34 protein-coding genes are annotated in these 25,562 nt (G+C 63.6%); 28 read left to right on the plus strand and 6 right to left on the minus strand.

The window, feature by feature from the left end; all coding sequences use genetic code 11:
- Positions 1 to 94: 94 nt before the first annotated feature.
- Complete coding sequence (locus tag ACTIF6_RS09040; protein WP_439587635.1) at positions 95 to 1,129, minus strand: phage portal protein; 1,035 nt, start codon at positions 1,127 to 1,129, stop codon at positions 95 to 97.
- Entirely contained in the window at positions 1,126 to 2,913 is a 1,788-nt protein-coding gene (locus ACTIF6_RS09045) for a terminase large subunit domain-containing protein (protein ID WP_439587636.1), read from the minus strand. The genes ACTIF6_RS09040 and ACTIF6_RS09045 overlap by 4 nt, the downstream gene beginning before the upstream one ends.
- Positions 2,914 to 3,072: 159 nt before the next feature.
- On the opposite strand from ACTIF6_RS09045, the gene ACTIF6_RS09050 reads away from it, so the two are divergent.
- The 15 genes from ACTIF6_RS09050 (at position 3,073) to ACTIF6_RS09120 (ending at position 11,963) form a co-directional block, all read left to right on the plus strand.
- Positions 3,073 to 3,927, plus strand: coding sequence for a GPO family capsid scaffolding protein (locus ACTIF6_RS09050; protein ID WP_439587637.1), 855 nt, complete (start codon positions 3,073 to 3,075; stop codon positions 3,925 to 3,927).
- Between the two features lie 47 nt (positions 3,928 to 3,974).
- On the plus strand, positions 3,975 to 4,985 hold the full coding sequence (locus ACTIF6_RS09055; RefSeq protein WP_439587638.1) for a phage major capsid protein, P2 family: 1,011 nt from the start codon (positions 3,975 to 3,977) through the stop codon (positions 4,983 to 4,985).
- Between the two features lie 5 nt (positions 4,986 to 4,990).
- Positions 4,991 to 5,698: a phage terminase small subunit gene (gene gpM / locus ACTIF6_RS09060; RefSeq protein ID WP_439587639.1), complete on the plus strand. Its 708-nt coding sequence runs from the start codon at positions 4,991 to 4,993 to the stop codon at positions 5,696 to 5,698.
- Positions 5,699 to 5,793: 95 nt separating this feature from the next.
- Entirely contained in the window at positions 5,794 to 6,264 is a 471-nt protein-coding gene (locus ACTIF6_RS09065; RefSeq protein ID WP_439587640.1) for a head completion/stabilization protein, read from the plus strand.
- Between the two features lie 8 nt (positions 6,265 to 6,272).
- Complete coding sequence (locus ACTIF6_RS09070; protein ID WP_439587641.1) at positions 6,273 to 6,485, plus strand: tail protein X; 213 nt, start codon at positions 6,273 to 6,275, stop codon at positions 6,483 to 6,485.
- 8 nt (positions 6,486 to 6,493) lie between these two features.
- Positions 6,494 to 6,940, plus strand: coding sequence for a hypothetical protein (locus ACTIF6_RS09075; protein WP_439587642.1), 447 nt, complete (start codon positions 6,494 to 6,496; stop codon positions 6,938 to 6,940).
- A gap of 18 nt (positions 6,941 to 6,958) precedes the next feature.
- A complete protein-coding gene (locus tag ACTIF6_RS09080) occupies positions 6,959 to 7,375 on the plus strand; it encodes a hypothetical protein (RefSeq protein WP_439587643.1) in 417 nt (138 codons plus the stop codon).
- Positions 7,376 to 7,380: 5 nt separating this feature from the next.
- A complete protein-coding gene (locus ACTIF6_RS09085) occupies positions 7,381 to 7,770 on the plus strand; it encodes a hypothetical protein (RefSeq protein ID WP_439587644.1) in 390 nt (129 codons plus the stop codon).
- Between the two features lie 3 nt (positions 7,771 to 7,773).
- Positions 7,774 to 8,226: a hypothetical protein gene (locus tag ACTIF6_RS09090; protein ID WP_439587645.1), complete on the plus strand. Its 453-nt coding sequence runs from the start codon at positions 7,774 to 7,776 to the stop codon at positions 8,224 to 8,226.
- Between the two features lie 9 nt (positions 8,227 to 8,235).
- Positions 8,236 to 9,609 carry a hypothetical protein gene (locus ACTIF6_RS09095; RefSeq protein ID WP_439587646.1) on the plus strand — a complete coding sequence of 458 codons (1,374 nt, stop codon included), beginning with the start codon at positions 8,236 to 8,238 and terminating at the stop codon, positions 9,607 to 9,609.
- 15 nt (positions 9,610 to 9,624) lie between these two features.
- Positions 9,625 to 9,924 (plus strand): phage fiber-tail adaptor protein, encoded by a 300-nt coding sequence (locus ACTIF6_RS09100; RefSeq protein WP_439587647.1) that lies wholly within the window; start codon positions 9,625 to 9,627, stop codon positions 9,922 to 9,924.
- On the plus strand, positions 9,908 to 10,423 hold the full coding sequence (locus ACTIF6_RS09105) for a glycoside hydrolase family 24 protein (RefSeq protein ID WP_439587648.1): 516 nt from the start codon (positions 9,908 to 9,910) through the stop codon (positions 10,421 to 10,423). The genes ACTIF6_RS09100 and ACTIF6_RS09105 overlap by 17 nt, the downstream gene beginning before the upstream one ends.
- A complete protein-coding gene (locus tag ACTIF6_RS09110) occupies positions 10,420 to 10,977 on the plus strand; it encodes a lysis system i-spanin subunit Rz (protein ID WP_439587649.1) in 558 nt (185 codons plus the stop codon). Before ACTIF6_RS09105 ends, ACTIF6_RS09110 begins: the two co-directional genes overlap by 4 nt.
- A complete protein-coding gene (locus ACTIF6_RS09115) occupies positions 10,961 to 11,494 on the plus strand; it encodes a phage tail protein (protein ID WP_439587650.1) in 534 nt (177 codons plus the stop codon). Before ACTIF6_RS09110 ends, ACTIF6_RS09115 begins: the two co-directional genes overlap by 17 nt.
- A 4-nt stretch (positions 11,495 to 11,498) precedes the next feature.
- A complete protein-coding gene (locus ACTIF6_RS09120; RefSeq protein ID WP_439587651.1) occupies positions 11,499 to 11,963 on the plus strand; it encodes a phage virion morphogenesis protein in 465 nt (154 codons plus the stop codon).
- A gap of 36 nt (positions 11,964 to 11,999) precedes the next feature.
- On the opposite strand, the gene ACTIF6_RS09125 is transcribed toward ACTIF6_RS09120, so the two are convergent.
- The 4 genes from ACTIF6_RS09125 to ACTIF6_RS09140 form a co-directional block, all read right to left on the minus strand.
- Entirely contained in the window at positions 12,000 to 13,847 is a 1,848-nt protein-coding gene (locus ACTIF6_RS09125) for a hypothetical protein (protein ID WP_439587652.1), read from the minus strand.
- 76 nt (positions 13,848 to 13,923) lie between these two features.
- A complete protein-coding gene (locus ACTIF6_RS09130) occupies positions 13,924 to 14,430 on the minus strand; it encodes a RipA family octameric membrane protein (RefSeq protein ID WP_439587653.1) in 507 nt (168 codons plus the stop codon).
- A 62-nt stretch (positions 14,431 to 14,492) separates the two neighbouring features.
- A complete protein-coding gene (locus ACTIF6_RS09135) occupies positions 14,493 to 15,320 on the minus strand; it encodes a hypothetical protein (protein ID WP_439587654.1) in 828 nt (275 codons plus the stop codon).
- A 118-nt stretch (positions 15,321 to 15,438) separates the two neighbouring features.
- Positions 15,439 to 15,846 carry a hypothetical protein gene (locus tag ACTIF6_RS09140; RefSeq protein ID WP_439587655.1) on the minus strand — a complete coding sequence of 136 codons (408 nt, stop codon included), beginning with the start codon at positions 15,844 to 15,846 and terminating at the stop codon, positions 15,439 to 15,441.
- 55 nt (positions 15,847 to 15,901) lie between these two features.
- On the opposite strand from ACTIF6_RS09140, the gene ACTIF6_RS09145 reads away from it, so the two are divergent.
- The 13 genes from ACTIF6_RS09145 (at position 15,902) to ACTIF6_RS09205 (ending at position 25,448) form a co-directional block, all read left to right on the plus strand.
- Positions 15,902 to 16,588 (plus strand): SOS response-associated peptidase, encoded by a 687-nt coding sequence (locus ACTIF6_RS09145; protein ID WP_439587656.1) that lies wholly within the window; start codon positions 15,902 to 15,904, stop codon positions 16,586 to 16,588.
- A 1-nt stretch (position 16,589) separates the two neighbouring features.
- The gene (locus ACTIF6_RS09150) at positions 16,590 to 18,305 is read left to right on the plus strand and encodes a hypothetical protein (protein WP_439587657.1); all 1,716 of its coding nucleotides are present in this window, start codon (positions 16,590 to 16,592) and stop codon (positions 18,303 to 18,305) included.
- Positions 18,306 to 18,435: 130 nt separating this feature from the next.
- Positions 18,436 to 18,957: a phage baseplate assembly protein V gene (locus ACTIF6_RS09155; protein ID WP_439587658.1), complete on the plus strand. Its 522-nt coding sequence runs from the start codon at positions 18,436 to 18,438 to the stop codon at positions 18,955 to 18,957.
- A gap of 70 nt (positions 18,958 to 19,027) precedes the next feature.
- Positions 19,028 to 19,375: a GPW/gp25 family protein gene (locus ACTIF6_RS09160; RefSeq protein ID WP_439587659.1), complete on the plus strand. Its 348-nt coding sequence runs from the start codon at positions 19,028 to 19,030 to the stop codon at positions 19,373 to 19,375.
- Positions 19,372 to 20,256: a baseplate assembly protein gene (locus ACTIF6_RS09165; protein WP_439587660.1), complete on the plus strand. Its 885-nt coding sequence runs from the start codon at positions 19,372 to 19,374 to the stop codon at positions 20,254 to 20,256. Before ACTIF6_RS09160 ends, ACTIF6_RS09165 begins: the two co-directional genes overlap by 4 nt.
- Positions 20,249 to 20,824, plus strand: a complete 576-nt coding sequence (locus ACTIF6_RS09170; RefSeq protein WP_439587661.1) for a phage tail protein I — start codon at positions 20,249 to 20,251, stop codon at positions 20,822 to 20,824. The genes ACTIF6_RS09165 and ACTIF6_RS09170 overlap by 8 nt, the downstream gene beginning before the upstream one ends.
- A gap of 29 nt (positions 20,825 to 20,853) precedes the next feature.
- A complete protein-coding gene (locus ACTIF6_RS09175) occupies positions 20,854 to 22,023 on the plus strand; it encodes a tail fiber protein (RefSeq protein ID WP_439587662.1) in 1,170 nt (389 codons plus the stop codon).
- Positions 22,024 to 22,031: 8 nt separating this feature from the next.
- Complete coding sequence (locus tag ACTIF6_RS09180; protein ID WP_439587663.1) at positions 22,032 to 22,631, plus strand: hypothetical protein; 600 nt, start codon at positions 22,032 to 22,034, stop codon at positions 22,629 to 22,631.
- The gene (locus ACTIF6_RS09185; RefSeq protein WP_439587664.1) at positions 22,628 to 23,074 is read left to right on the plus strand and encodes a hypothetical protein; all 447 of its coding nucleotides are present in this window, start codon (positions 22,628 to 22,630) and stop codon (positions 23,072 to 23,074) included. Before ACTIF6_RS09180 ends, ACTIF6_RS09185 begins: the two co-directional genes overlap by 4 nt.
- A 40-nt stretch (positions 23,075 to 23,114) precedes the next feature.
- Positions 23,115 to 23,828, plus strand: coding sequence for a hypothetical protein (locus tag ACTIF6_RS09190; protein WP_439587665.1), 714 nt, complete (start codon positions 23,115 to 23,117; stop codon positions 23,826 to 23,828).
- A gap of 59 nt (positions 23,829 to 23,887) precedes the next feature.
- Positions 23,888 to 24,349, plus strand: a complete 462-nt coding sequence (locus tag ACTIF6_RS09195; RefSeq protein WP_439587666.1) for a hypothetical protein — start codon at positions 23,888 to 23,890, stop codon at positions 24,347 to 24,349.
- A 56-nt stretch (positions 24,350 to 24,405) separates the two neighbouring features.
- Positions 24,406 to 24,858, plus strand: a complete 453-nt coding sequence (locus tag ACTIF6_RS09200; protein ID WP_439587667.1) for a hypothetical protein — start codon at positions 24,406 to 24,408, stop codon at positions 24,856 to 24,858.
- Positions 24,859 to 24,911: 53 nt separating this feature from the next.
- Positions 24,912 to 25,448 (plus strand): hypothetical protein, encoded by a 537-nt coding sequence (locus ACTIF6_RS09205; protein WP_439587668.1) that lies wholly within the window; start codon positions 24,912 to 24,914, stop codon positions 25,446 to 25,448.
- The last annotated feature ends 114 nt before the right edge of the window (positions 25,449 to 25,562 follow it).

The following is a 25,562-nucleotide window of genomic DNA, read 5'->3' on the forward strand; positions in this document are numbered from 1 at the left end:
AGGTGGCAGGGTCTTCGGCCAATACCGTGCTCGCTCACGGTGGAGGCGGTTGGTCCCGGTGTTGACGCACCAGAGCCAGTCGCCCTGTCTTTTTTCAACCGGCTTGCGCGCCGGTCTTCCCGCCCTCATCTTCGCCCTCGATCACATAGGCCTCAAACCGCACCACCTCTTCGCCCAACCAGTCGTTGATCGAGGAAAGGCGCTGCTGCAGCGGTCCGAGTTCATTGCGCGCGAACACCCGCGCCGCCGGCAACACTGCGCCGAAGCCACCGGTGTTGCTCGGCACGATGCCCATCAACTGCGGCGGAATGCGGTGAGCTGCCAGCACGTCATCGCGGCTCACGTTCTTGATGTTGAAGAAATCGTCCTTGGCGGCCACTTCGCTCACCGGGATCACCTGCACGCCGTCCTTCTTGCCATTCGGGCTGTAGAGGAACAGGTTGCGGAAGTTGCCCGGCCCCTTGGCGTTCTTGAGCGCCTCGCGGATGTTGTCCACGTCGGCCTGCTGCTGTTGCGCGTCGTTGATGTAGAGGATGAAGCCGGCGTGGCTCCCGTTGTTGTAATAGCGACGGCGAAACAGCGTGGCGCTTTCGTTGAGCCAGGCGCTTTGCAGCGCGCTCAGGTACTCGGGCAGGCCATACACCTCCTGATTGATGTCCGCCTCGCGCAGGTGGTGGATGCTGCCTTTGGTGAACTCGTGTTCTTCCTTCCAGCCACGCACGAAGAAGTAGGCGTCCAGGTTGTCGCCGCCGCGCCGCATGTACTTCGCCAGCGAGTGCTGCAGGCGCATCGTGCCGCCCAGCATGTTGCGCGGGCGCTCGATGTAGCCATTGCCGAACACCATGAAGTCCAGCGCCCAGGCGCCGAACGTCTCGCGGTCCATCCACTTGTGTGGAATGAAGGTGCTGGCCAGCAGGTTGCGCTTGAAGAACAGGGATGAGCTGTGGTGCGTACTCGACCGGAACGCCTTCGCCAGGCCATCCACGCTCACCGGAGGCTCGTACCACTTCCCGTTCATCCAGCACTCGATGTAGTCCATGATCTCGCGCCGGTCCATCACCGGCGTCGGATCGCCAAAGGTGAACGCCTCCCCGCGCGACGGCACTGCAGCGCCCGCAACATCTGTCATTCGTAGATCTCCATGATCGATTGATTGGTACTGGTCTGCCCCTCCAGCGGCTCATTCGCCAGCGCATGCATGCACGCCCACGCCAGATCAGCGTGTCCCGTCTCTTCATTCCTTCCGGCCGTGTACGTCACCGAATTGCCACTCGCCGTCAGCGTCTTCTTGATCGCCAGAAAGCTGCGCGCAAAGTCCACCCAGCTCGCATCGAACTGCAACCGCCCCTTGCCGATCACGCTGCGCGCCTTGAGCACCAGCGCGGTCTTCACCTCCAGCGAGTAGTGAAAGGCGCGCGCGGCCGGAAAGAACTTGCTCACGAGCTGATAGACGCCCTGGCCGATGCCGGTGGTGTCGATGCCGATGTAGGCCACGTTGAAACGCTGCGTCACCTTGCGGATCGACTCCGCCTGCGCCTCGAAGTCCATGCCCTTGAACTGGTGCCGCTCCAGCACGCGGAACGGCCCGCCCGGGTGCAAGGGCGGCGCCAGCACCACCATGCCGGCCGAGTCACCTGTGTGGCTCGGGTCGTACCCCACCCACACCGGCAGGAAGCCATACGGCCGCATCGCGAACGGTTTGACATCGTCCCAGGCCTCCCAGGTGTCCACCATGCAGCGCTGCAACTCGCCCAGCGGGAACAGGCTGTGGCTGTCATCGATGAACCCGCACATCAGCAGGTTCTCGAACTCCTCCGGGTTGTATTCCAGCCGCAACTCTTCGAGGTCGAACAGATCACACCCACCGCGCGTGGCGTCGATGATGTTGACGATGTTGCGCCAGACCTTGTCTTCACCGGTGAAGCCACCGGAGCCCAGCCGGTCGTGGCTCAGATCGATCTGGATGCGCTCATCCTTAGCACGCCGCTTGTTGAAACGGTCCCCGCTCCAGTGCGCATAGGCCTCGTGCTGGATGCTGCTCGGCGTGGAGAAGTAGGTCTTCCGCCACATCTTGTGCATCGCCATGCCGCTGGCCACCTTGTTCAACTCGGTGAAGCGGTGCGTCCAGAAGAACTCGTCGAAATAGAAGTTGCCGTGGTAGCCCTGTGCGGTGCGGGCGTTCGTGCCCAGGAAGTAGATGTGCGCCCCGTTGGACAGCACGATGGGATCGCCCGCCAGCTCGACGCCGCAGCTCTCCGCTGCGAACTGCAGGATGTACTGCTTGAAGATGTGCGCCTGGGCCTTGCTGGCCGACAGGAAAATCTGGTTGCGCCCGGTGGTGATGGCGTCGATCAGCGCCTCGCGCGCGAAGTACCAGGTCGCACCGATCTGGCGCGACTTCAGAATCATCCGCGTGCGCTCGTGCCCATTGCGGAACCAGACCCTCTGGTATTCGAAGAGCGAGTCGCGGAACGCGCTCTCCACCTTCTCCACCGCGTCTTCGTCGAAATGGTTCTTGTCCGAAGACGATGAACGCTTCGACCCCGCATTGCGCCGCTCGATCGCGGGATTGAGCTCCTTCTCCTTGCCCGTCTTTTCGTAGTTGCGCACCCGCGCGAGGCGCTCCACCTGCCGGCCCAGCAGGTCGATTTCCTTGAAGTCCCCGCCGGTCTTCTGATCCTTGGCGATCAGTTGCACCAGGCGCGATTCCAGCGCGCCTTCCACGCGCTGAATCGGCTGCGCCGCGTCCCACTTTTCCGCGACCTTCCAGCCGTGCACCGTCGATCGCGGTTCGCCGATGTGCTCCGCGATCGAAGAGATGCGCCAGCCCTGCCAGTACAGATCGCGCGCGCGCCTGCGCTTGTCCGCAGCAGCAACTTGCGCAGGGGTTTCAACGGTGGCGGACTCGGACATGGTCCGAGTATTCGCGCGCTTTCGCATCACCTGAACACCTGCCACTTGTGTGCATCTCCCGCACAAGTTCAAGTGATTGAGCGTCGCGCGACCTTCCGCCACGATGACGGCAACTCACCTCACCACGCAACCTCCACCCCCGCAACGCAGGCAACACCAATGGCAAAGATCTCCAAATTCTTCCGCGTCGCCGTCGAAGGCGCCACCACCGATGGCCGCACCATCGACCGCGCCCAGATCGAGCAGATGGGTCGCAACTACAACCGCCAGAAGTACGGCGCACGTGTGTGGCTGGAGCACTACCGAGGCGTTCACCCGGAGAGCACCTTCCGCGCCTACGGCGACGTGCTCGCCACCAAGGCCGAAGAGATCGAGATCGACGGCAAGAAGAAGCTGGCCCTCTTCGCACAGATCGAACCGCTGGAAGACCTGGTCGCCATGACCAACAAGGCCAGGCAGAAGATTTTCACCAGCATCGAGATCACGCCCAAGTTCGCCGACTCCGGCGAGGCGTACCTCACCGGCCTGGGCGTCACGGACAGCCCGGCCAGCCTCGGCACCGAGGTGCTGCAGTTCGCCCAGCAGAAACCCGACGCCAGCCCGTTCGCCTCGCGCAAGAGCAACGCCGACGCACTCTTCAGCGAGGCCGTGGAGGTGGAACTGGTGTTTGAGGATGCCGCCCCCACTGAAGACCCGGCCGTGCGGAAGTTCAGCGACCGCCTCAAGGCCATCGTGAACACGTTCACCGGCAAAGCCAAGACCGACGACGCGCGCTTCGCCCAACTGCTCGAAGGCTTCGAGGCGATGGGCGAAGCGATGCAGGAACAGGTGCAGCAGCAGGCCCGGCTCCACGCTGCCACCGAGAAGGCCAACAACACCTTGCGGACTGAGTTCGATTCGCTCAACACGCGGTTCAACGACCTCGTGAAGAAGCTCGAATGCACGCCCGGCCACCAGCACCAGCAGCGCCCCCACGCCACCGGCGCCACCGGCATCGAACTCACCGACTGCTGACCACCGCCGCCCCACACCCAACACCACCACCCGAGAGCACCCCCACCATGCGCAACGACACCCGCGTCCTCTTCAACCAGTACCTGGACCGCCAGGCACAGCTCAATGGCGTGGGCAGCGCCGTCGAGAAATTCACCGTCGAGCCCAGCGTGCAGCAGACGCTGGAAACCAAGATCCAGGAATCCAGCGAATTCCTTGGCAAGGTCAACATCATCGGCGTCGACGAACTCAAGGGCGACAAGCTCGGCCTGGGCGTCACCGGCCCCATCGCCAGCCGCACCAACACCGAAACCACCGACCGCGCCACCAAAGACGTGCTCACGCTCGACACCAAGGGCTACGAGTGCAAGAAGACCGACTACGACACCCACATCAAGTACCGCACCATCGACGTCTGGGCCAAGTTCAAAGACTTCCAGACCCGCCTGCGCAACGCCATCATCGCCCGCTGCGCGCTCGATCGCATGCTCATCGGCTTCCGTGGCACCAGCGCCGCCGCCACCACCAACATCGGCACCAACCCCCTCCTGCAGGACGTCAACATCGGCTGGCTGCAGCAGATCCGCGCCAACGCCGCCGCCCGCGTCATGGACGAAGGCGCCGAAGAAGGCGTCGTGAGCATCGGCGAAGGCGGCGACTACAAGAACCTCGACGCCCTCGTCTACGACGCCCACAAGACCCTGCTCGACCCCTGGTACCGAGACGACCCGGGCCTCGTCGCCATCGTCGGCCGCAACCTCATGCACGACAAGCTGTTCCCGCTCGTCAGCAACCCCGAGGCCCCCACCGAAATGCTCGCCGCCGACATCGTGCGCAGCCAGCGCCGCCTGGGCGGCCTGCCCGGTGCCACCGTGCCCTACTTCCCCGACAACACCATCCTCATCACCCGCTTCGACAACCTCTCCATCTACTACCAGAACGGCGCCCGCCGCCGCGCCGTCATCGACAACCCCAAGCGCGACCGCATCGAGCACTACGAGAGCAGCAACGACGCCTACGTCATCGAAGACTACGGCCTGTGCACCCTCATCGAAAACGTGCAACCCGTCGAAGCCTGACCCCCATGCGCCCCACCCCCGCCCAGAAGCACCTGCAGCGCAAGCTCGCCGGCCAGGGCTCGGCACCCGGCACCGCCCCCAGCGGCGCCGTCACCGAAGACTCCGTCCACGAGCTGCTGCAAGCCCAGCTCTACGAACACCGCCGCACCTTGAAGGCCGTGCAATCCATCGAACGCAAGATCGAGCTCAAGCGCGATTTCCTGCCCCTGTACCACCCCTGGGTCCAGGGCACGCTCGAAGCCGACCACGGCACACCCGACACCATCCTCACCACCGTCTTCGTCTGGTGCATGGACGTGGGCGATTTCGAACGCGCCCTGGCCATCGGCGCCTACATCCTGCGCCACCGCCTCCAGCTGCCCGACCAGTACAACCGCGATCCCGCCACCACCCTCATCGACGAAATCGCCGATGCCGCCCTCAAAGGCAAGGTGCCCGAATCGCTGACCGTGCTGCAGCAGGTGCACCAGCTCACCGAGTCGCACGACGTACCCGACCAGGCCCGCGCCAAGCTCTTCAAGGCCATCGCCTACGCCATCGTCGGCCGCACCGCCCAGAGCGAGGTCGACTACAAGCAGCTCCCCGTCGAGCAGGCCACCGCCGCCCTCCCCCATCTGCACCGCGCGCTGGAACTCTTCTCCGGCGTCGGCGTGAAGAAAGACATCGAGCGCCTGGAGCGCCGCGTCAAAGACGCGGAGGCCCCACCGCCCTGATCCCGAGTGCCACACGCACCCGGGCGGCTCAGACATGACCGCGCGGCCCACCAGCCACCAGGCCATGCCTGACCACCGCCCACCCCCACACCACCATGAGCTTCCTCGCCAACCAGTCCCCACCGCCGGCCGATGAAGAGCCCACCGTCGCCAACGACGGCTGGTTCCCCGATCTCAAGCCAGCCCGCATCCGCGCCCAGGCCCGGCTGGACGGCACCGTCACGCCCCTGCGCTTGCGCAGTGCCATTGCCACCGCCATGGCCGAGGTCAACGCCGAACTGGTCGCCTTCAAGGCCCGCCACCTGGCCGCCGGTGCGTGCGATCTGGAAAGCGTCCCCGGCCCCGAAGTGGCCGACGAAGTCATCTGGGCCCTGCACTACCGCAACGCCATCACCAGCCACATCCTGGCCGCGCTGTCAGAGAGCTACCGCCACGTCGACACCACCGCCGAAGGCGAACGCAAGGCCGAAGAACTCGAAGCCACCACCGCCGGCCACCGCCGCAACCTGCACTGGTCCATCGCTGCCCTGTGCGGCCGCCCGCGCACCACCGTGGAACTCATCTGAGCCCCGCCATGCAAGTGCGCACCCTTCAAGGCGACACGGTCGATCTCTTGTGCCACCGCCACCTCGGCATCACCACCGGCGGCGTGGTCGAAAGCACCCTCGCCCTCAACCCCGGCCTGGCCGATGCAGGCCCCATCCTGCCCGCCGGCCACCTGGTCACCCTCGCCGCCGCCAGCTACATCACCGCCACCAACTCCACCACCGTGAACCTATGGGACTGAGCCACCACATGACCGAACCCGTCTCCACCACCGCCGGCACCGTCGGCGGCTACAAGCTCGCCCTGCTCGGCCTGCCCGTGCTTGCCTCCCTCGTCGCCTTCTGGCTCGGCCTGCGCTATGTGCCCCTGCGCGAAGGCAACGAACGGCAAGACCTCATCAACCGCATCATGGCCTGCCTCGTCTGCAGCCTGGTGGTGGGCGTGTGCCTGCTCGTGCTCGCCATGCAGCACTCCCCGTGGATCTTCGAAGCCGGCACCCGCCTGGCGCACGCCGCCAGCCTGCCAGGCGAAGCCGGTTTCTTCGTCATCACCGCGTGCGTGTTCATCGCCTGCGGCATCCCCGGCCCGTGGATCGTCGCCGCCGTCTACCTCTGGTTCGAACGCCGACGCGGCAAAGACATCGCCGAACTCGCGCAGGACGCCGCCGCCGGCCTGCGCAACAACAAGCAACCCTGATCCCCACGGAGCCACACCATGTCCCACCATTTCGCCCACCCCGACGTGCTCGACAACGGCCCCGCCCACATCAAGGCCCGCTGCACCAGGATCGCCCTCATCTCGGCGTACACCATCGGCCACCCCTACGCCACCGTGGTCGCCAACATCCTGGCCGAAGTCACCACCGACAGCGACGACTTCACCCTCTCCGACGGCGCCGACGGCTCGCGCAAGCTCACCAGCGCCGCTGGCCTCACCGCCGCCAGCGCCGAAGCCACCGCACCCGCCAGCGCCACCAAACACTTCGCCTTCCTCAACGTCGCCGACAACAAGGTCCTCTGGGTCACGCCCGAGGCCAGCGGCCAGGCCATCACCGCCGGCAACCCCGTCCTCTTCCCCGCGCTGGAATACCACGCCTTCCAGCCCGTCGAGCTTGAAGAAGAAGAAGCCTGATCGCCATGACCCTGCTCGAGGAAATCCACGCCCGGTGCGCGCCCGAACTCATCGCCGCGCGCGAGCACGGCCAGATCGCGGCCATCGTCTCCCAGGGGCGCACGCGCCCCTCCACCCTCACCATCGGCAACGGCACCGTGCTCGAAGTGCTCGGCCTCGAAGCGGGCAACGCCTTCCTGGACGTGATCCACGCCAACCCCGCGTTCCGCCACGTCAAGCCCTTGCTCGATCAAGGCCGCCTCATCGTGGGCGCGCAGATCGTGCGCACCGCCATCCTGGGCATGGTGCCCGCAGGCGTCCTCACGCAAACCCAGGCAGACCAGCTGCTCGCGCTCGGCGTCGAGCCCGACCCCGTCAGCGTGCAGGCCGTCGTCGCCGCCATGGAAGGCCTCTGACCCATGTCCACCATCCACGCCACACCGGGCGCGCGAACCGCCCTCACCACCACCGCGCTCAACGCGCTCGCCTCCGCCGCCTACGTCAGCGCCGGCACCATCGACGTCTCCGCCCAGGAGCCGCTCGACCTCATCATCGAAGTCGAAGCCACCCCCGGCACCGTCGCCGGCAACCGGCAGCTCATGGTGTTCGCCCGCATCAGCATGGACGGCACCCACTTCAGCACCGGCCCCGTCAGCGGCTCCTCCACCAACGAAGAGCCCAACCTGCGCTTCCTCGGCGTCCTGCCCCTGCCCACCAGCGCGGTCCTGCAGCGCGCCATGTTCAGCGTGGCAGCCGCGCTGGGCTTCGTGCCCCCGCACATCCAGATCGTCATCAAGAACGATTCCGGCGCCGCCCTCGCCGCCAGCGGCCACGCCGTCCACCACACCAGCTACGTCGGCACCACCGCGTAAGGCCGCGCCATGCTCTTCCTGCCCCCGCGCCGCGTCGCGCAGCCGCAAGAGGGCACCGAGCCCGCGTGGGCCAACCCCATCGCCCGCAACCTGCAGTTCCTGTGGGTGCCTGGAACAGACCGCGACCTAGTCAAAGGCACGCGGTCGCAAACCTCCGGGGGCAGTCTCCCCTTGCGCCACAGCGCCCACGGCCTGGCCGCCCAGGGTGTCAACGACGGCCTCTACTACTTCTTCGGTCGGCAAGACATCGCCCCGGCGGGCACCAACCAGTTCTCCATGATGGTGGTGGCCAACCTGGCCGACGTCGCCAGCGCCTTCGGCCACTTCATCGGCCGCGTCTGGTCCAACTTCGTTTTCTACGCCTTCGTCGATGGCGTCTCCGACTCCCGGTTCTGGGTCGGCATGGCCGGCAACCAGACCATCTGCTACCCCGCCACCCACGTGGCAGGCCAGCTCGATCCCATCAACGGCAAAGACGTCGTCCTCATCGCCACGTGGGACGGCGCCACCGTCACCCTCACCGTGCGCGAGCTCGGTGGCCCCTGGGGCGGCACCCGGTCGGTCCCGAAGTCGGGCACCTTCCCCGCCGACGCCACCGCCTCCATCCGCGTCCTCGATCGCGGCGACGGCCACCAGAAGCTCAACAACGCGGGCGTGCTCGCCGCCAGCGCGTGGCATCGCCCCCTGCGCCCCGCCGAGGTGGAAAGCCTGGTGCAGAACCCCTGGCAGTTGTTCGCCCCACGGCAGCGCCGCGTGTGGGTTCCCCCGTCCCATTCACTGGTCGCCCGCCACAGCGCGCAGCGCGCCAGCGCCACCAGCGGTGCCGCAGGGCATGCCCATCACCTCAGCCCGGTCCACGTGGCCCAGGCCATCCATTCGCCATCGCGCGCCGCACTGCAGGTGCACCAGCTCGCCGGCCCGCCCGCTCAGCAGCGAGCCCGCAGCACCCTGCGCCCCTTCGCGCAAGCCCACACCCTGCAGGGTCAGGCAGCGGCCCAGCTCGGTGCCAGCAGCACCCGTGCCGTGCAGGTCCTGCTCGCCCTCACCCCACGCCACAGCGCGCACACGCCCGCCAGCAGCCTGGCGGCGGTGGCCCAGCGGCACACGCCCGGCCCCCGCCACACAGCCCAGCAGCCAGGCTCACGCAGCGCTGCCGTGGCTCACACGCACCTTCTTCAGGGCACCCCATCGCGCCTGCGCGCCGCCGTCAGCCGTGCCCCAGCCCAACCCTTCCACGCGCCCCGCGCACGCCGCAGCGCCACCCATCACCGCTGTCCCGTCGGCACCGTGCCCGGCTTCAGCGCCAGCCCCTCGCGCTACCTGGTGCACGTCCCCGTGCTGCCCAACCGCGTCGAAGCCCCCGACCACATCGAGATCGATTGACCACCGCCACACGCCATGACCAACGTCCTCGACACCTTCCCCCAGCACACCACCGAACGGCAGGACTACGACATCAGCTTCCAGCGCTACCTCGCCAGGCACAACGACACCATCGAAACCGCCCAGGTCACCAGCAACTGCGAAACCCTCCAGCTCGCCTACGCCTTCGCCAGCGGCGTCATCAAGGTCTTCGTGCAAGGCCCGCCCGGCAAGCACATCGTCGTCGCCCGCATCACCACCACCGGCGGCCGCACAAGGCGCGGCGCCATCGCCATCCGCATCAAAGGAGACACCCCCTGTGCCCCCGCCCCCTGACCACGCCATGCACCACCCCAACGTCCTCGCCTTCCTGCAGACCATCGCCCACGCCGAAGGCACCGCCACCGCGCCCGATCCCTACCGCATCTGTTTCGGCTACCGCCACACCATCCGGGATCTGCGCGACCACCCCGCCATCACCGGCGAATGGCGCGGCGAAAAACTCCCCGACCACCAGTGCAAGGCCGCTGGCCACAAGGCGGGCTGCGTGAGCACCGCCGCCGGCAAATACCAGAACATCCGCCCCACTTGGCTCGGCCTCAAAACCCGCCTCAAGCTGCCCGACTTCGGCCCTGCCTCGCAAGACGCCGCCGCCATCCAGCTCCTGCAAGACCGCGGGGCCTACGCGCACCTGCTGCACGGCGACCTCGTCAAGGCCGTCGCCGCTGCCCGTAAGGAATGGGCCAGCCTGCCCGGCGCTGGCTACCAGCAACCCGAGCGCAGCTTCACCTGGCTGCAGGCCATCTACACCCGCGCAGGCGGCACCTTCGCATGAAAGCCATGCGCGCCCTCCTGCCCTGGCTCGCCATCGCGCTCGCCTTCGCTGGCGTCGCCGCCGGCATCCACGCCGCGTTCACCAGCACCTACCAGCGCGGCCACGCCGCAGGCGCCGACAGCGTGCACAGGCAATGGAGCGATCACCGCGCCGCCAGCGCTTTGAAAGAGGCCGAGCTGCAGGCCTACCACCGCGCCCGCGAGCAAACGCTGGTCCTGCGACTGGACCAGCTCGACCAGTCCAACCATGAGGAACTCCAACGTGTTGAAAACGAGAAAGCTGCTTTCATTGCTGGCGTGCGCGCTGGCCGTATCCGCCTGTCAATCCCCGTTGCCCATGCCGCCGCCTGCAACGCCCACCACAGTGCAGCCAGCGCAGATCCCGCCGCTGCCGCCGAACCTGCAGAAACGCGAGCAGAACTTGCGCCAGCGGCTGCTCAATCTCTTGTCGCCATCGCCGACGACGGAGACACCGCCATCCGCGATCTCAACACCTGCATCGACCGCTACAACACCGTGCGCACCACCCTCAATCACGATGTACAAAGCCCATAGCCTGCGCCGCCACCTCGCCCAGGCCGTGCCCGAACTCGCGCGAGATCCCGACAAGGTCAGCATCCTCGTGCGCAACGGCCGCGTGCACGCCGCAGGCGAAGCCACCCTCTCGTTCGAATACGCCGCCACCGTGCAGATCATCGTGCTCGACTACGCCGGCCAGCCCGACACCATCGTCCTCCCCCTGCTCGTCTGGCTGCGCACCCACCAGCCCGAGTACTTCGACAACATCGCACAGCGCGAGCAGGCCTTCCGCTTCGAAGCCGAATACAACAACGCCACCACCATCGACCTCTCCATCGAGCTGGACTTGACGGAGCGCGTACAGGTCCAGCCGGCCGACATGAACGACCCCACCGCCCCCGGCCGCTTCAACGTCCAGCACATCGGCGAGCCACCCCACCCCGGCCACATCACCACGCAGGAACACTGGTCCTTCTGGCTGCGCGAAGAGCTGCTCGCCGAGTGGGACCACAGCCCCATGGACCACAACCACGCGCCAACACTGAGCGGCTGAAGCCATGACGGATCCGCTCCAGCAACTCGAAGACTGGGCCGGCCCCCTGCTGCGCCAGCTGGATGCAAAGGCCCAGCGAGACCTCGCCCGCCGCATCGCCCAGGAACTGCGCCGCAGCCAGGCACAACGCATCGCTCAGCAGCGCAACCCGGATGGATCCACATTCGAACCGCGCAAGAAGTCGCCAGCGCGCACCAGCAAGGCGCGGGGTCGCAATGGCAGCATCAAGGCTATGTTTGCCAAGTTGCGCACAGCCACGCACCTGAAGCTGCTGCATGAAGCACAGGGCGCGGCGATCGGGATCACGGGTCGGGCGGCGCGCATTGCGCGGGTGCATCAGTACGGGCTGCATGACCGTGTGCAGCCTGGGGGGCCGGTGGTTCAGTATGAGAGGCGGGAAGTGCTTGGTTTCACTGAGACAGAAATCCAACTCATAGGCAATCTCATCTTGTCGACTGCGACCCGTTGAGTAGGCTTGGACGATCGTCCACGGCCAGCTTCAAGCTCAGCGAAGGGCAATGCGCGGTAACGCGTAGTCGGTGCCAAGCCCAACAGGTACGCGGGTTCCATTGGGCTCCAGACGGTAGCCATCCACGAGTTCGCGGTTCTCCCATTTGCCCGTCCTGCTCAGGCCATTCGGGCTTTTCACGGTTCCGATCGTTGAGCCGGTCCAATTGCCCTTTCGAAACTGCCCTTCATAGACTTCGCCATTGCTCCAAGTGCGGCGGCGCACGTCAACCTCTGCATCGATCCAGTAGAGATACTCGTCGATCCAACCGACTTTTCCATCGCCAGATGGCTCGTAGCGAATCCAGGCGGAGACATCCTCTTTCGCATCCTTCCGATCGAAGAACACTGTGTAGCCACCGTTTTGCTCAACCTGCTTGTACGGGATACTGCAACTTACATAACGATGCCCTTCCAACACTGCGCTTGGGCAATACTGAGTAGTTCCATCTGGCCGCCTGACGGTGGCGTTCTCTACAACCTGCCGCGTGCCTTCAACTCTCCCAAATCGACCCTGGACGACCGAAGACCGATTTGGAAGGGAAAATATTCCCACCCCTCGTGGCCGCACCAGATCATCACCATCGGCCTTTTGCAGTTCACCTTCGTATCTGGCGTTGGATCGAAAGGTGATGCGACCAGTCACGATCGGCTTTTCATCGTCAAATAAGGAGTCTGGACCGTCATACTGCATAGCACCATTTTTGTCTCGGTCCTTAAAGAGAAGGGACCCTCGCACTTTGTCACCTTGCCAATCCCCCGCCATGGTGACCACCCTACCGTCCGGCGCGACGTGTTCATAGGTACCGAAACCTTCAGTGCGGCCTGAAACAAACACACCGGTGTGGGTAGCGCGTGCACCTCCCGCGAGCGACTGAGTGAAGACACCCAGTCCGTGCGGTCGACCATCTGGATCGGTTTGCCCATCGTAGCTTCCCACCGGGTCTTTAAAGTCAGCAACTCGCGCCTCTGCTACCAGTCTCCTTCCAAGCGCCGCCTTGACCGCCTCTACTCGAGGTGTGCTTCCGATGATTTTGTCCACATCACGGTCCAAATTGGACATTTGCTCGGCCACCACTCGAACCTGGTTGTTGAGCTGGTCGAACGCCATATCCTGGAAGACCTTGATCGCAGGGTGTGTGTTTAAGCGATCCCGAGCTTTGTCAAAAAGCTCCCATCCCCTCGCGTTGTTTGCTTCGATTTGCTGGGTCACATTGTTGGTCTGACCCGTACCCAGCTCCTTCTCCACGCGAGAACTGAAGAGTTTGCTGAGCAACATCCCGGCGAGTGCGCCCACTGCTTCAGCTTGCTGTTGTTGCAAACCGGAATTGTTGTGATTGGGGATCACCGTGGTGCGCTGGGGCTGCTCGATTGGCTGCACTGGAATCGATGTGATCCTTTGGCTCTGTAGCTGCTGCTGCAACGCCCTTTGGTTCTGATCGTTCTGAGCTGCAATCCGAGCATGATGCTCATCACGCGCCCTGTTTTGCTTCACCGCATTGAGGCAGGCTCGATGCACCTCTGAGATGTTAGAGGACCGCCTCCTTAAATTCTCGCCCCATTGCTCCATGCACCCCTTGTGGGCCTGGTAATTCCCGATCAATGGTCGGCAATTCGCAAGTTGAGCCTTTTCCTCGGCGCTCAGGGTGCGTCGCGCCGCGTCTTCCCAAGAAGCGCAATCTTGAACTGTCCTCGGATCGGCTGGCGGCTGTTGCGCAATGGCGGTGTCGACGGATCCAACTGAAAAGAAGACGACAAACAATGCTCGAAGCAGTACGGGCATAAGCACCTCAGCGCAGATTCCAATCTGCTCAATATCGTAAGAGGCCACCTCCGAAATGTCCATGGAGCCGAAGCCACAACTGAAGAACATTCATAAATCCATCTTTGAAGATCTGGGCTTCACTCCATCGGGCATCAAGTCAAGGCAAGATGGGCTTGCAGAACACGTAGATCCACGCCACCGCAAAGCCCAAGATAAAGATGTAGTTCAACATCGTGGCAGACCACCCGCTCGCCTGGATTTTTGGAACCAGTGGCTCGCCTGCAGTCGTGACCGACTCCGAGGGTGAGTTGTTTCCCAGCGAGTGCTGAAAAATCGCCCTGATGGCCTGATCGTCTTGGGCAAGGCGCTTGGCATCGGCAAGGTAAACGTGGTTCATTCGACGCCCGACCTTGTTGAACAGGCCCCAGATCAGCGTGAGAAACAGTCCCGCCGAAGCAATCAGAGGCCTGATCGCGTTAGCGGCCTCGGCCTTGACGTCACTGTCCAGATAGAACTTCAAGAACACGGTGCCGATGAACGCTGTGTTCGCCAGAAACATGAAGTTGTTTCGTTGCCAGAACAACTGCGCCTCGACGTGACTGCGCTCCAGCAGGAACTTCACCGCGTCATAGGCTGAAGGTGCTTCAGAGACAGGAGAACTCATGACAGTACCTTCCGCGTTGGATGGAGTTGGTCGGTGAAGAACGGCGTTCGTCCGAGACTACCCTACCGCTTCCTGACCCGATCCCGGAGGGGAACACGGGTCGACGGCGCTTTCGGTTTCTTGTTCCTCCACCACACCCAAATTCCAGCCACCGCCGGAAGCACCAGCGTTGAAGCGAACCACTGCCAGTTCTGCTGAACAAGACCCGCCCAGCCCACGGCCACATCCACTGTCTGATCGTAGTGATAGAAGTCGCGCGCTGCGTCCTTCCCGTCTACGAGCAGCACGCCGGCCAGTCGGAACTGCAGGGTCAGCACGCCCCAGCGTTCCGGTTCAACCTGGAACACCCAGGTGGTCGGCTCGGTGCTGCTCACGGCTTGAACGTAGCCATCCTTGGGGACCACTGAAAAACCTGCACCGCTGACCATTCCCGTCATCCTCGGGAGAAGCTTCACACCTTCCTTGCCCACGCTGGTCCGGTCCCCTGGCACAGCTTCTCGCAGCTTTTTCAAAACTTCATCCAGGTCAGTGGGCGCCACGCGCAAATACGCGGTGAACGCCTCGCCACGCTTCGCTGATTTTGGGACGTTGACAGCTGCGCTACCAGAGAGCGCGTTCCGTACTAAAGATTCCACGACCCAAACGGGTGGTTGGTCTGGCCCAACGGTGACCGGCGCAACGCCGCTCGGCGGAGGTGGGATCCCGCCCAGCGGAGGTGGGACCTTCCCACTATTAAGCACAATATTTCTCGGATCAATGACAAGAGAATCTTCTTCGGTGAAATTGAACCAGTACGCAAACGCCCCGGCGCCTACGACGGAGATCAGAAAGAGAAGAATCCGGCTGACCCGAGTCGCAGGCCAGGGACCCGGAGATTCAAGCTTGTCCATTTCCACCCCAAATGTGATTCCTGCCAGTCCATAGGCTGGAGTGCAGGGAAGGGCTTGAGCTAAGGCAGGCAACCATTTGACCGCGAATTGGCACTTCCCTCGCCACACATCTTGACCATCAAAACCTGGTCGAACTCCCAAACTTTTGCATCGCCTTCCGCTCCGCCAACTCATCCAGCGGATCCTCCCCATCCAGCGGATCCTCCCCGTCCAGCTCGTCGATCGCGTGGCGCGTCCACACCATCACCCACCAGGTCTGCGGATGCTGGTTGCTCGTGGATTTCGGGCTGGCACTGCGCGCAATCGTCTCCGTGCCGCGTATCACCATTCCGTGCAGTGCGATCCGGTGCACCGTGGCCTGGTGCAGGGGCGGCAGCTTGTCGCTGGCCCCGTCGGTCACCTGCGCGCGCAGCCAGGTTCTATCCCCCTGAGAAAACGTCCCCAGCACCAGCTCACCAAAGGTCGGAGAGTCCGGCCTGGGCAGCCGAACGCCGTTCTTTCTGAGTCGATAAACCGAAGCGTACATATACTGTAACTATATACAGCATCCGGCCAAGCGCGAGCGCGGCTATGCTTTTCCCATGTGCAACCTGTACACCACCCTTGACGGCGCAGACATCGTCCAGTACTTCCGGCGCGACTCACCGCAGTGGGATTTCAAGCCCACAGTGGGGCCGCTGGGCACTGCGCCCTTCATCACCGCCGAGCGTGCGCAGGCAGGCCAGTGGGGCATGATCCCGCCCGCCTCACACACCCGCACGCCCATGCTCAGCAACGGCCGGCGCATGAGCACCAACAACGCCAGGCGCGAAACGATGGCCACCGCGGCCACCTACCGAGGCGCATGGCGCGCCGGCCAGCGCTGCCTCATCCCCGCGTGGACCTACGACGAGCCCTACTGGGGCACCGGCAAGAACATCTGGTGGCGCTTCGCCCGCGCCGGCGGCACCCCCTGGGCACTCGCCGGCCTGTGGTCCGAATGGAAAGACTTCACCACCGGCGAGATCGTCCCCAACTTCACCATGATCACGCAGAACTGCGACACGCATCCCTTGCTGAAGCTCATGCACAAGCCGGACCCGAAGCTGCCTGCCGATCAGCAGGACAAGCGCGCGGTGGTGCCCATCGAGCCGGCGGATTGGGAGACCTGGTTGAAGGGGTCAGTGGAAGAGGCGGAAGCCCTGATCCGCGTGCCGGGGATGGAGGTGTTTCGGCATGGGGCTGCGGATCCGGCGAAGCTGGTGTCACTGTCCGTTCAACAGGATTGATATGACCCTCGCTCAGTGCAAATCCACCATCTCGTCACTAATTGCCGACCCCCAGAACAAAGTAGTCGCCCTCTCCGGAAATTGGGGAACAGGCAAGAGTCACCTTTGGCGTGAGGTGAGGAATGAATCGTCGGACCAGAGGATAAAGGAATCACTTCACCTGTCGCTCTTTGGTGTAGGCAGCATCCGCGATTTGAAGCTGAAACTCCTGCGTGGTCTCTTGCCTGAAGGAACCTCGAACGGTGGGTTGGCTGCTTGGCTATACAAGACTGCGCCGGGCCTTTCCAGCGTCCTCAAAGGCTTCCATCCAAGCTTTGCGGCACTGGACGACTTAGCATTTCTCGCCCTGCCCGAGTTGCTCAAGGAACGATTCATAGCGATCGACGACATAGAGCGAATGCAAGCGGGCCTTTCAATCGAGGAGCTACTGGGCTTCATAGACGACGGAGTCCAAAACCTCAACTGTCGATTCCTCCTGATTCTCAATGACGACAAGATCGCTACGGAGCCAGCCAAGGCACTCTGGCAACAGTTCCATGAGAAGGTCATTGACCATGAAGTGAGGCTGGACACCAGTTCAACAGAAGCCTTCAGCATCGCGCGCGGACCACGCTGTGATGAATGGCTAGCGCAAGTGCAAGAAGCGGTCGAAGTCTGTCAGATCTCCAACATCCGCGTAATCAGAAAAATCATCCGCTTGGTGCATCGGCTTTTGGACGGCCGAGGACAATTGCCGGCAAGTGTGCTGCAGAGAGTCATCGCGCCAACGACACTACTTGGCGCGATCCATTTTCAAGCGATTGACGATGGTCCCAGCATTGAAGACGTACTCGAAAACAAGTTAGATAGTCGCCTGAGTGAGGATGGGCCGATCAAATGGCGAGATCGAGTATGGAAGGAACGGATTGCTCGGCTCAACCTAGGAACCTCTGGCGGATTCGAGCGGGAAGCTTACAAGTACCTCAAATCCGGAATGATTGACGATTCATCCGTACAGGAACTCATTGACCGCTTTGCGAAAAACCACCGTCAGCTCACTGTGCAGGCTCAGGTTCAAAGCTTCATCCGATCCTGCGAATGGGATATTCACACTTCCGACCAGGACCGCCTTGCCACTGCCCGTACTTTCCTTCCCGATGTTGGTGTCCTGAATGTGCTCGATGCGTCGATGTTGATAGCGCAAGTCGAAGATCTGCCAGAAGGGAAAGCTCTTGCTGACGAACTTGTTGAGGATTGGCTCCTTTGGTTAAGAGGTGAACAGGATCCCTCAAAACTTTCAGGGCTTGTGTCTGACTCCCTGTGGGACGAGCGACACGCCATCCACCCGCGATTCCGCGAAGAAGCGCGCGAGATCCGGTCGCGGATTCAGTCGACAGGCACGCTACTGAACATCATCCTCAAGATGAATGAGAAAAAGGTCCTCGACGCAGACGAGACGTCATTGCTAGCGTCTGTGACTTCGCAAGAGTTTGAGAAGGCCTTCTTCTCTGCGTCTGAGAACGAACTGCGAATCCTGCTGAACAGGGGGCTCGCATTGGTTGTACAGCGTGAGAATGCCAAGGAGCCATACGCCCACGCCGCGAACTGCTTTCTCGACGCATGCAGAACAACGGTCTCAAGCAACCAGAACCCTCGCCTTACCAAACTCATTCGGGCTCTGTTTCGCAGTGCTCAGGAGCCCAAGCTACTGATGGGCGATCCGCCCAACACGTCATAGAAAGTGATGCTCGACCAAGCTCTCAAGAAAGGGCAACCGGATACCTAGATGCCAGCGCGTCAGGTGTAGGAAACTCTTCTACAAGAGCATTCACTCGCCTCGCGCGACCCCCAGCGGGACACTGCCCAACGTGTCCCAAACCCCCTCCCCCGCCACCCCCGTCGAGCTGCTCCGCCGCCTCGAAAACCTCCTGCGCCCCGGCACCATCCACGCCGTGAATCACGCCACCGCCCGCGTGCGCGTGGCGTCCGGCGGCCTGGTCACCGACTGGTTGCCGTGGTTCGAACGCCGCGCCGGCAACGTGCGCACCTGGTCGCCGCCTTCGGTGGGCGAGCAATGCCTGGTGCTGAGCCCGGGCGGTGATCCGGCCAATGGCTTTGTGCTGGTGGGAGTAGCGAGCGACGCGCACCCATCGCCCAGCGCCAGCCCGCACGTGGACCGCACGCAGTACCCGGACGGCACCACCATCGACTACGACCACGCGGCGCATGTGCTGCGCGTGGATGCGCCCTTGGTGCAGATCACCGGTGAGGCCATCATTCAAGGGCCGGTCACGGTGGCCACCGATGTCATCGCCGCTGGCATCAGCCTGGTGCACCACGTGCACGGCGGCATCGTGCCGGGTGGCAGCAACACGAGCACACCAGTATGAGCGCAGCGCAGGGCCGCCCCAAGCAAGCTCGCGCCGCAGTGCACCGCACGGAGGCTTCCAGTTGACCGGCATGAGCCGCACCACCGGCCAGCCACTGCATGGCATGGCCCACCTGCAGCAGAGCATTGCCGACATCCTGCGCACGCCCATCGGCACGCGCCTCATGCGCCGCAGCTACGGCAGCCTGCTCCCGCAGCTCATCGACCAGCCAGACAACCCCGCCACCCGCGTGCGCGTGTACGCTGCCACGGCCGGCGCCCTCATGCGGTGGGAACCACGCCTGCGCCTCTCGCGCGTGCGCTGGCAGGCCTCCACGCGGCCGGGGCAGGTGCTGCTGCAGATCGAGGGCGTCTACACGCCGCAGGGCCGTGCTGCGCAGCCGGTGAACCTGCCCATTGAACTGGGGGCCACGGCATGATCGACATGACGCTGCTGCCCGCCCCGCAGGTCATCGAGCCGCTGGACTTCGAGGCCATCTACCAGCAGCGCCTGGCGCGCATGCTGGAGCTGCACCCCGAGTTCACCGAGGTGCTCGAATCCGATCCGGCCATCAAGCTCCTGCAGGTCATGGCATTCCAGGAACTGCTCCTGCGCCAGCGCATCAACGACGCTGCCCGTGCCTGCATGCTGGCCTACGCCACCGGCACCGATCTGGACCAGCTCGCCGCCAACTTCCAGGTGCAGCGCCTGGTGCTCGACCCCGGCAACCCCACCGCCACGCCGCCAGTGCCGCCCACCTTCGAGACAGATGCACGCCTGCGCGAGCGCACGCAGGCCGCGCTTGAAGGCATCAGCACCGCCGGCAGCCGCGAGAGCTACCGCTGGCACGCCATGAGCAGCAGCGCGCAGGTGGCCGACGTGGGCGTGGACAGCCCGGACCCGGGCGTGGTGCGCCTCACCGTGCTGGCCGCCACCGAGAGCGGCATCCCCACCACCGGGCTGCTCGACACCGTGGCCGCCGCCGTCAACGCCGAGCACGTGCGCCCGCTGTGCGATGCCGTGCAGGTGCAGGCGCCCGCGATGCTGGAGACCGCCATCACCGCCACCCTGCACACACTGCCCGGCCCCGCTGGCGAAGTGGGCGCGCAGGCTGCAGAGGCCGCGCTCACCGCCTGGCTCGCGCAGCAGCGCCGCCTGGGTGCCGGCCTGCCCCGCTCGGGCATCTTCGCCGCACTGCACCAGCCCGGCGTAGCCCGCGTGGTGCTCACCGAGCCCGCCGCCGATGTGCTGGCCGATGTCACCGAATGCGTGCAGGTCACCGCCATCACACTCACCACCGAGGTGGTCTCGGATGACTGAAGGCACCGGTCACCAGTTGCTGCCGCCCCAGCGCAGCGCGCTGGAAGAGGCCCTGGCCCAGGTGGCTGAGCTGCCGCTGGACACCACCGCCCTGCGCAGCCTCTGGAGCGCGCAGCACTGCCCCGCGCCGCTGCTGCCCTGGCTGTCGTGGACGCTCTCCGTGGAGTCCTGGCACGAAGCCACCAGCGCCGACGCGCGGCGCAACCTCATCCTGGCCAGCATCGAGATCCACCGTCGCAAGGGCACACGCTGGGCCATTCGTGCCCTGCTGCGCGCGCTGGGCTTTGGCGAGGTGGTGTTCAGCGAACGCATCGGCGGCCTGCCGCGCAATGGCACCTGGCACCGCGATGGCGAATACACACGCGCCTCGCTGGAGGAAACCTGGGCCACCTACCGCATCGTGTTCTCACGGCGCATCACCAATTCGCAGGCCGACCGCATCCGCGCCCTGCTCCCCTCCGTCGCGCCCGCGCGCTGCCACCTGCTCGGCCTGGTCTACACCGCCGTGGGCCACAGCCACAACGGCGAGCTCATGCGCGACGGCTCCTACAACCGTGGCACCGCGTAGCCACGCTCACCCCCCATAGAGATCCACGCATGGCATTCCTCATTGAAACGCCCACCTGGGAAGAAGGCATTTACCAGTGGGAAGAAGACGACCCGGTGGTCGGCGGCGAAGGCGGTATCGACAACGTGCCCACCCGCCAGCTTGCCAATCGCACGAAATGGCTCAAGGCGCAGGTCGCAGCGTTGGCCGATGCCTCCCAGCCGCTGAGCCCACGGCTCTCCGCACTGGCAGCGCTCACGCTAGCCGCGAACCAGACCATCTACGCCACTGGCAGCGCGAGCTTCGCTGCCACCGCCATCACCGAGTTCGCCCGCTCGCTCATCTCGGCGGCCAGCGCGTCGTCTGCGCGCGAGCTGCTGGGCGCGGCACCGCTGCTGTCCCCCGCAATGACGGGCATCCCCACAGCGCCCACGGCCAGCGGCGGCACCAACACCACCCAGCTCGCCACCACCGCGTTCGTGCAAGCCGCCGTGTCTGCATTGGTCAACAGCTCGCCTGGCGCGCTGGACACGCTCAACGAACTGGCCGCCGCCTTGGGCAACGACCCGAACTTCGCCACCACCATCACTACGGCGCTGGCCGGCAAGGCACCGCTTGTGTCGCCGGAATTCAGCGGCACACCCACGGCGCCCACGGCCACCGCCGGGACCAGCAACACGCAAATCGCCACCACAGCGTTTGTTCAGGGGGCCGTCAGCACCAGCGGCACCGTCGGCATGCTTGGGCTCTTCCGGCGCACCACCGCGCCACCTGGGTGGCTCAAGGCCAACGGCGCCGCCGTGTCGCGCACCACCTATGCCGCACTCTTCGCCGAGATCGGGACCAGCGAGGGGCCCGGCAATGGCAGCACCACGTTCAACCTGCCAGACTGGCGTGGTCTGTTCCCGCGAGGCTGGGACGACTCTCGTGGCCTGGACTTGGGCCGCGCTTTGGGCAGTGCGCAGGAATCGCAGAACGCCGCCCACACCCACAGCGGCACCACCAGCACAGACGGTTCGCACACCCACACGCCTCCCGCCGGGCACTTCAGCATCAACTCGAACGCCTCCTACTCGTATGGCGGCGGTGGGGCATCGCTCGGCACAGCGTCCAGCACAGCAGCCGCCGGATCGCACAACCACACCTTCTCCACCAGCAGCTCAGGCGGCAGCGAGGCACGACCTGTCAACGTCGCGCTGCTCGCCTGCATCAAGTACTGAGGACACCCATGCGCACCGTTTCCCAGCTCGACCACCACGGCTACTTCATCGGACCCGTCACCGCCGACGAATCGCCACTTGAACCGGGCGTGTACCTCCTGCCAGGCGGCGCGGTGGATGTCCCCCCGCCCGAAGCGCCGCCCGGTCACAGCGCGCAATGGGTAGACGGCGCCTGGGTGTTCGCCCCAGCCGTGCACCCGGCGCCACGGATGGAGCCAGCTCCCCCCACCCCCGAGCAGCTCGAAGCCCAGGCCCTGAAGCGCATCGACCGCGACACCGACGACATCTACCGCGACGTCATCGGATTCCGCGCACCCGAATACGAAACCGCCGAGCGCGAGGCCCAGGCCTTCCAGGCCGCGAACTTCGAAGGCGAGCCACCGCCCACCGTAGCGTCATGGATGCGGGCCAGCGGCATGAACGCCCAGGACGCCACGCTCGACATCCTCGCCCAGTCCGCCACCTGGCGCAGCGCCGTGCTGCACATCCGCAGCCACCGCCTGCAGGCCAAGGCCAGCGTGCGCACCGGCCAGGCAGACGCAGCCCTGGCCACCTGGTCCAACTTCGTCACGCAGATCCGCGCTGACCTCGGCCTGGTCACAGCATGAAGCTCGCCATCATCTTCAACCGCCGCAAGTTCTCCGGCTGGCTCACCCGCCTGTTCACCGGCTGCTACGCCTACCACTGCGCCTGGGTGGACGAAGAAGCCGGCCACATGTACGACATGCACCTCATCCGCCGTCGCAGGGTGTGGCCGTACTACGACGAAGGCCAGGTCCTGCTGTTCGACGTGCCACAAGTCACTCGCGACTACCTGGAGCACCAGCTCACCACCGACACCAACACCTACGGCGTGTGGGACTACCTGCTGTTCGGCGTGCGGGGCCTGTACCACCTGATGGGGCGCAGCACGCGCAACGCTGGGGGTGTCATCTGCAGTGAGATGGTGAACATGGATCTGCACATTTGCGGGGCCGCGACGCCTTGGAGCGCAGCGGATCCCCCGCCGAGCCCTTGCGATCTATATCGTTGGCTGGGAGTGAGTCTCTAAGCGATACCATGGCATTCCGTATTCACACTTATCGAATGCCATGCAAGTTCACGCAACGGGGGATTTTCAGGGCGCCATCGTCATTGAGAGCGATTCAATGTCAAGGCTTTGGCGTTGCGTCGAAGAGTTCGCGTCAAATGCTACGGCAACTGTTTCGTGCTCCGATGGAATCGAGCGTAAGTTCGAACGCTTGGAGGACTTGCTCGCCTATGACAATCCTATTCGGGCAGCCATAAGAACCATCGAACTCTATGGCGTCGTCGCTGGCGAAGACAAGAGTATCTCCGTCACGCTGGGTGGGTTCTATGGTGCAAGGGCGAAGCTTTCAATACGGGGAGACGAGCACGAAGCCACGGTGGCAAGAACCCGGATTCTTGATTCGTTTGCGGGGATGAAGTCGTGGTACTCACCTTTCGCAAAAGTCGATCTCTGGTTTTTCTTAATACTCGCCTTCATTGTGGGCATGCTGCTCCTCTATTTCATGACACCGAGTGAGCCCCCGAGTCGTCCTGCGCGCAGCTTCCTCGAGGCCATCAGAGTGATGGGAAATGCAGTCATGTTTCTCGCACCGGTTATTGGCTTTGGCTACCTTATTCTCAGACTGAAGTCGCGGTTCTTTCCGATGGTTTGCTTCGCAATTGGTCAGGGCATCCGTCGACACAGAACTGACGAGCAGGTTCGCTGGGTGGTTATTGTTGGCGTGCTTGTGTCCCTCGTCGCATCCGCCGTTTACTCCCAGATTGGCGGCAGCTAGCACGCCCATTTTTGTTGGCACCTCGGGATACCTTGAGGAAGACAGTACAGGAGAATCACTTGTCAAAGAACGCGCTGATCGGCATTGCCGGTGTTCACCACGTGGTTTCAGAACTCTCACGCCGGGGTTTCGTCGCACTTCCTACGACCAAGAATCTGGCTGCCTTCGACATATTGGCTTCCAATCTCGATGGCACTCGACACTTCAACATCCAGGTCAAGGCTTCATTGAAGAGCGTCTCTTTTTTCCCCATGCCGCCGGCCAGCAAAGTGCGCGCTGGGAAGGACGACATCTACATCGTTGTCCGATGGATCGAGAAGGAAAAACGGTTTGAAGGTTTCCTCCTTACCGGCAAGCAGGCGAAGAAGGCGGTGGAGGATTCTTGCCAACGTCAGGCCCCCAGCATTGCGCGCGGTTCGCGTGCCAAGGAGTTTCCGACGATTCATGTGGGTCCTAGTCAACCGACCCCCGAGGCCAAGCGGTGGCAGAAAGCCTGGGAAGATTGGAAGTTAAACGTCTGAGGTATTCCTACCGGTTGGTCGCCACAGCCTTGCATCAATCCAAAGGAGAATGTTCAATGTCGTCAGGAGGCCATGCAGTCTTTCCCGCATTGAAAATGCATCAGCCAACCGCTGCCGAAGGTTTTCTCGTCGCTGCGAGAAACATGCTCGCGGGCGCTCAACATCTTGAGCATGTGCCCAAACTCTCTCCGTTTGCCATCACGCTGCTCTGTGGTCACGCTTGCGAGTCTGCATTGAAGGCTTTGCTGGCCCAAAGTGGCATTGAGGCTTCTATGCTGAGCAAGAGTCCGTATGGTCACAACCTCGAAAAGCTGTGGGAGTCTGCGAAAGTCCACGTCTCGCTGCCTAATCCGCAGCCAGCGTGGGTGGAGCAATTGAACCGTGTGTGCGACAGGCCGTTCTCACTTCGATATCCACTGGGATTCCACGGTATCGTATTGCCAAACACCACCGAGATGCTGCGAGGCACCGAGCTTCTCGTGTCGGTGGCGGAGTCGTTTGTGAATTGATTCGATTTATTCACAGGCATCCACTCCAGACTCAAACCCGACCGATGCTACCTATGACCACAACTGTTGACGTAGTCACCGCTGGCGCAGCATTTGTAAGCGCAATAGGCGGCGCGATCGCCGCGTGGGCTGCTTTCAAGTCGGCTCGATCGGCCCAAAAGTCCCAGGAATCTGGAGACGCATTGGCGCAGAAGTTTGCCTTGCGTGACGTGGCCTTGGCGGCGGGAGAAGTGCGCGTGGAATCCAATCGTGTCCTGCATAGAGCCCAGCAGCTAAAGCTCTCCTACCGCGACCTCTTCATCATGTCTGGCTCCGCGGTCCATTCATCAGAACAGCTTTGCATGGCTGAGATCGAAAAGAAGGTGCTGCGTGTATCTGCACTGGCAGCGGACGCTGCGAATTTCTCCGACGGCGCAGACAACTTGAAGCGATCCACGATAGACGACATATTTCGGGTTGAGACGAGACTGACGAGTTCGATCAAGGAGGTTCGAGCAATTCGCGAAGATCTCGACCGCGAAAACGATCAAATTGATGCTCAGTGCGCGGAGCGCCGAAAAAGGATGGAAAACCTCAGATTCGCTCGGTGAGCCCGATTCGAACTTCGACTTGACAGCCATGTCAAGGCTGTAAACACCGTCCATACAACCGCCATCGCTGGCCCTTCGCGCGAGACACGCACAAACTGCGTGCCATCTCCCGCC

The organism is Hydrogenophaga sp., assembly GCF_051860785.1.
Lineage (GTDB): Bacteria > Pseudomonadota > Gammaproteobacteria > Burkholderiales > Burkholderiaceae_C > Hydrogenophaga.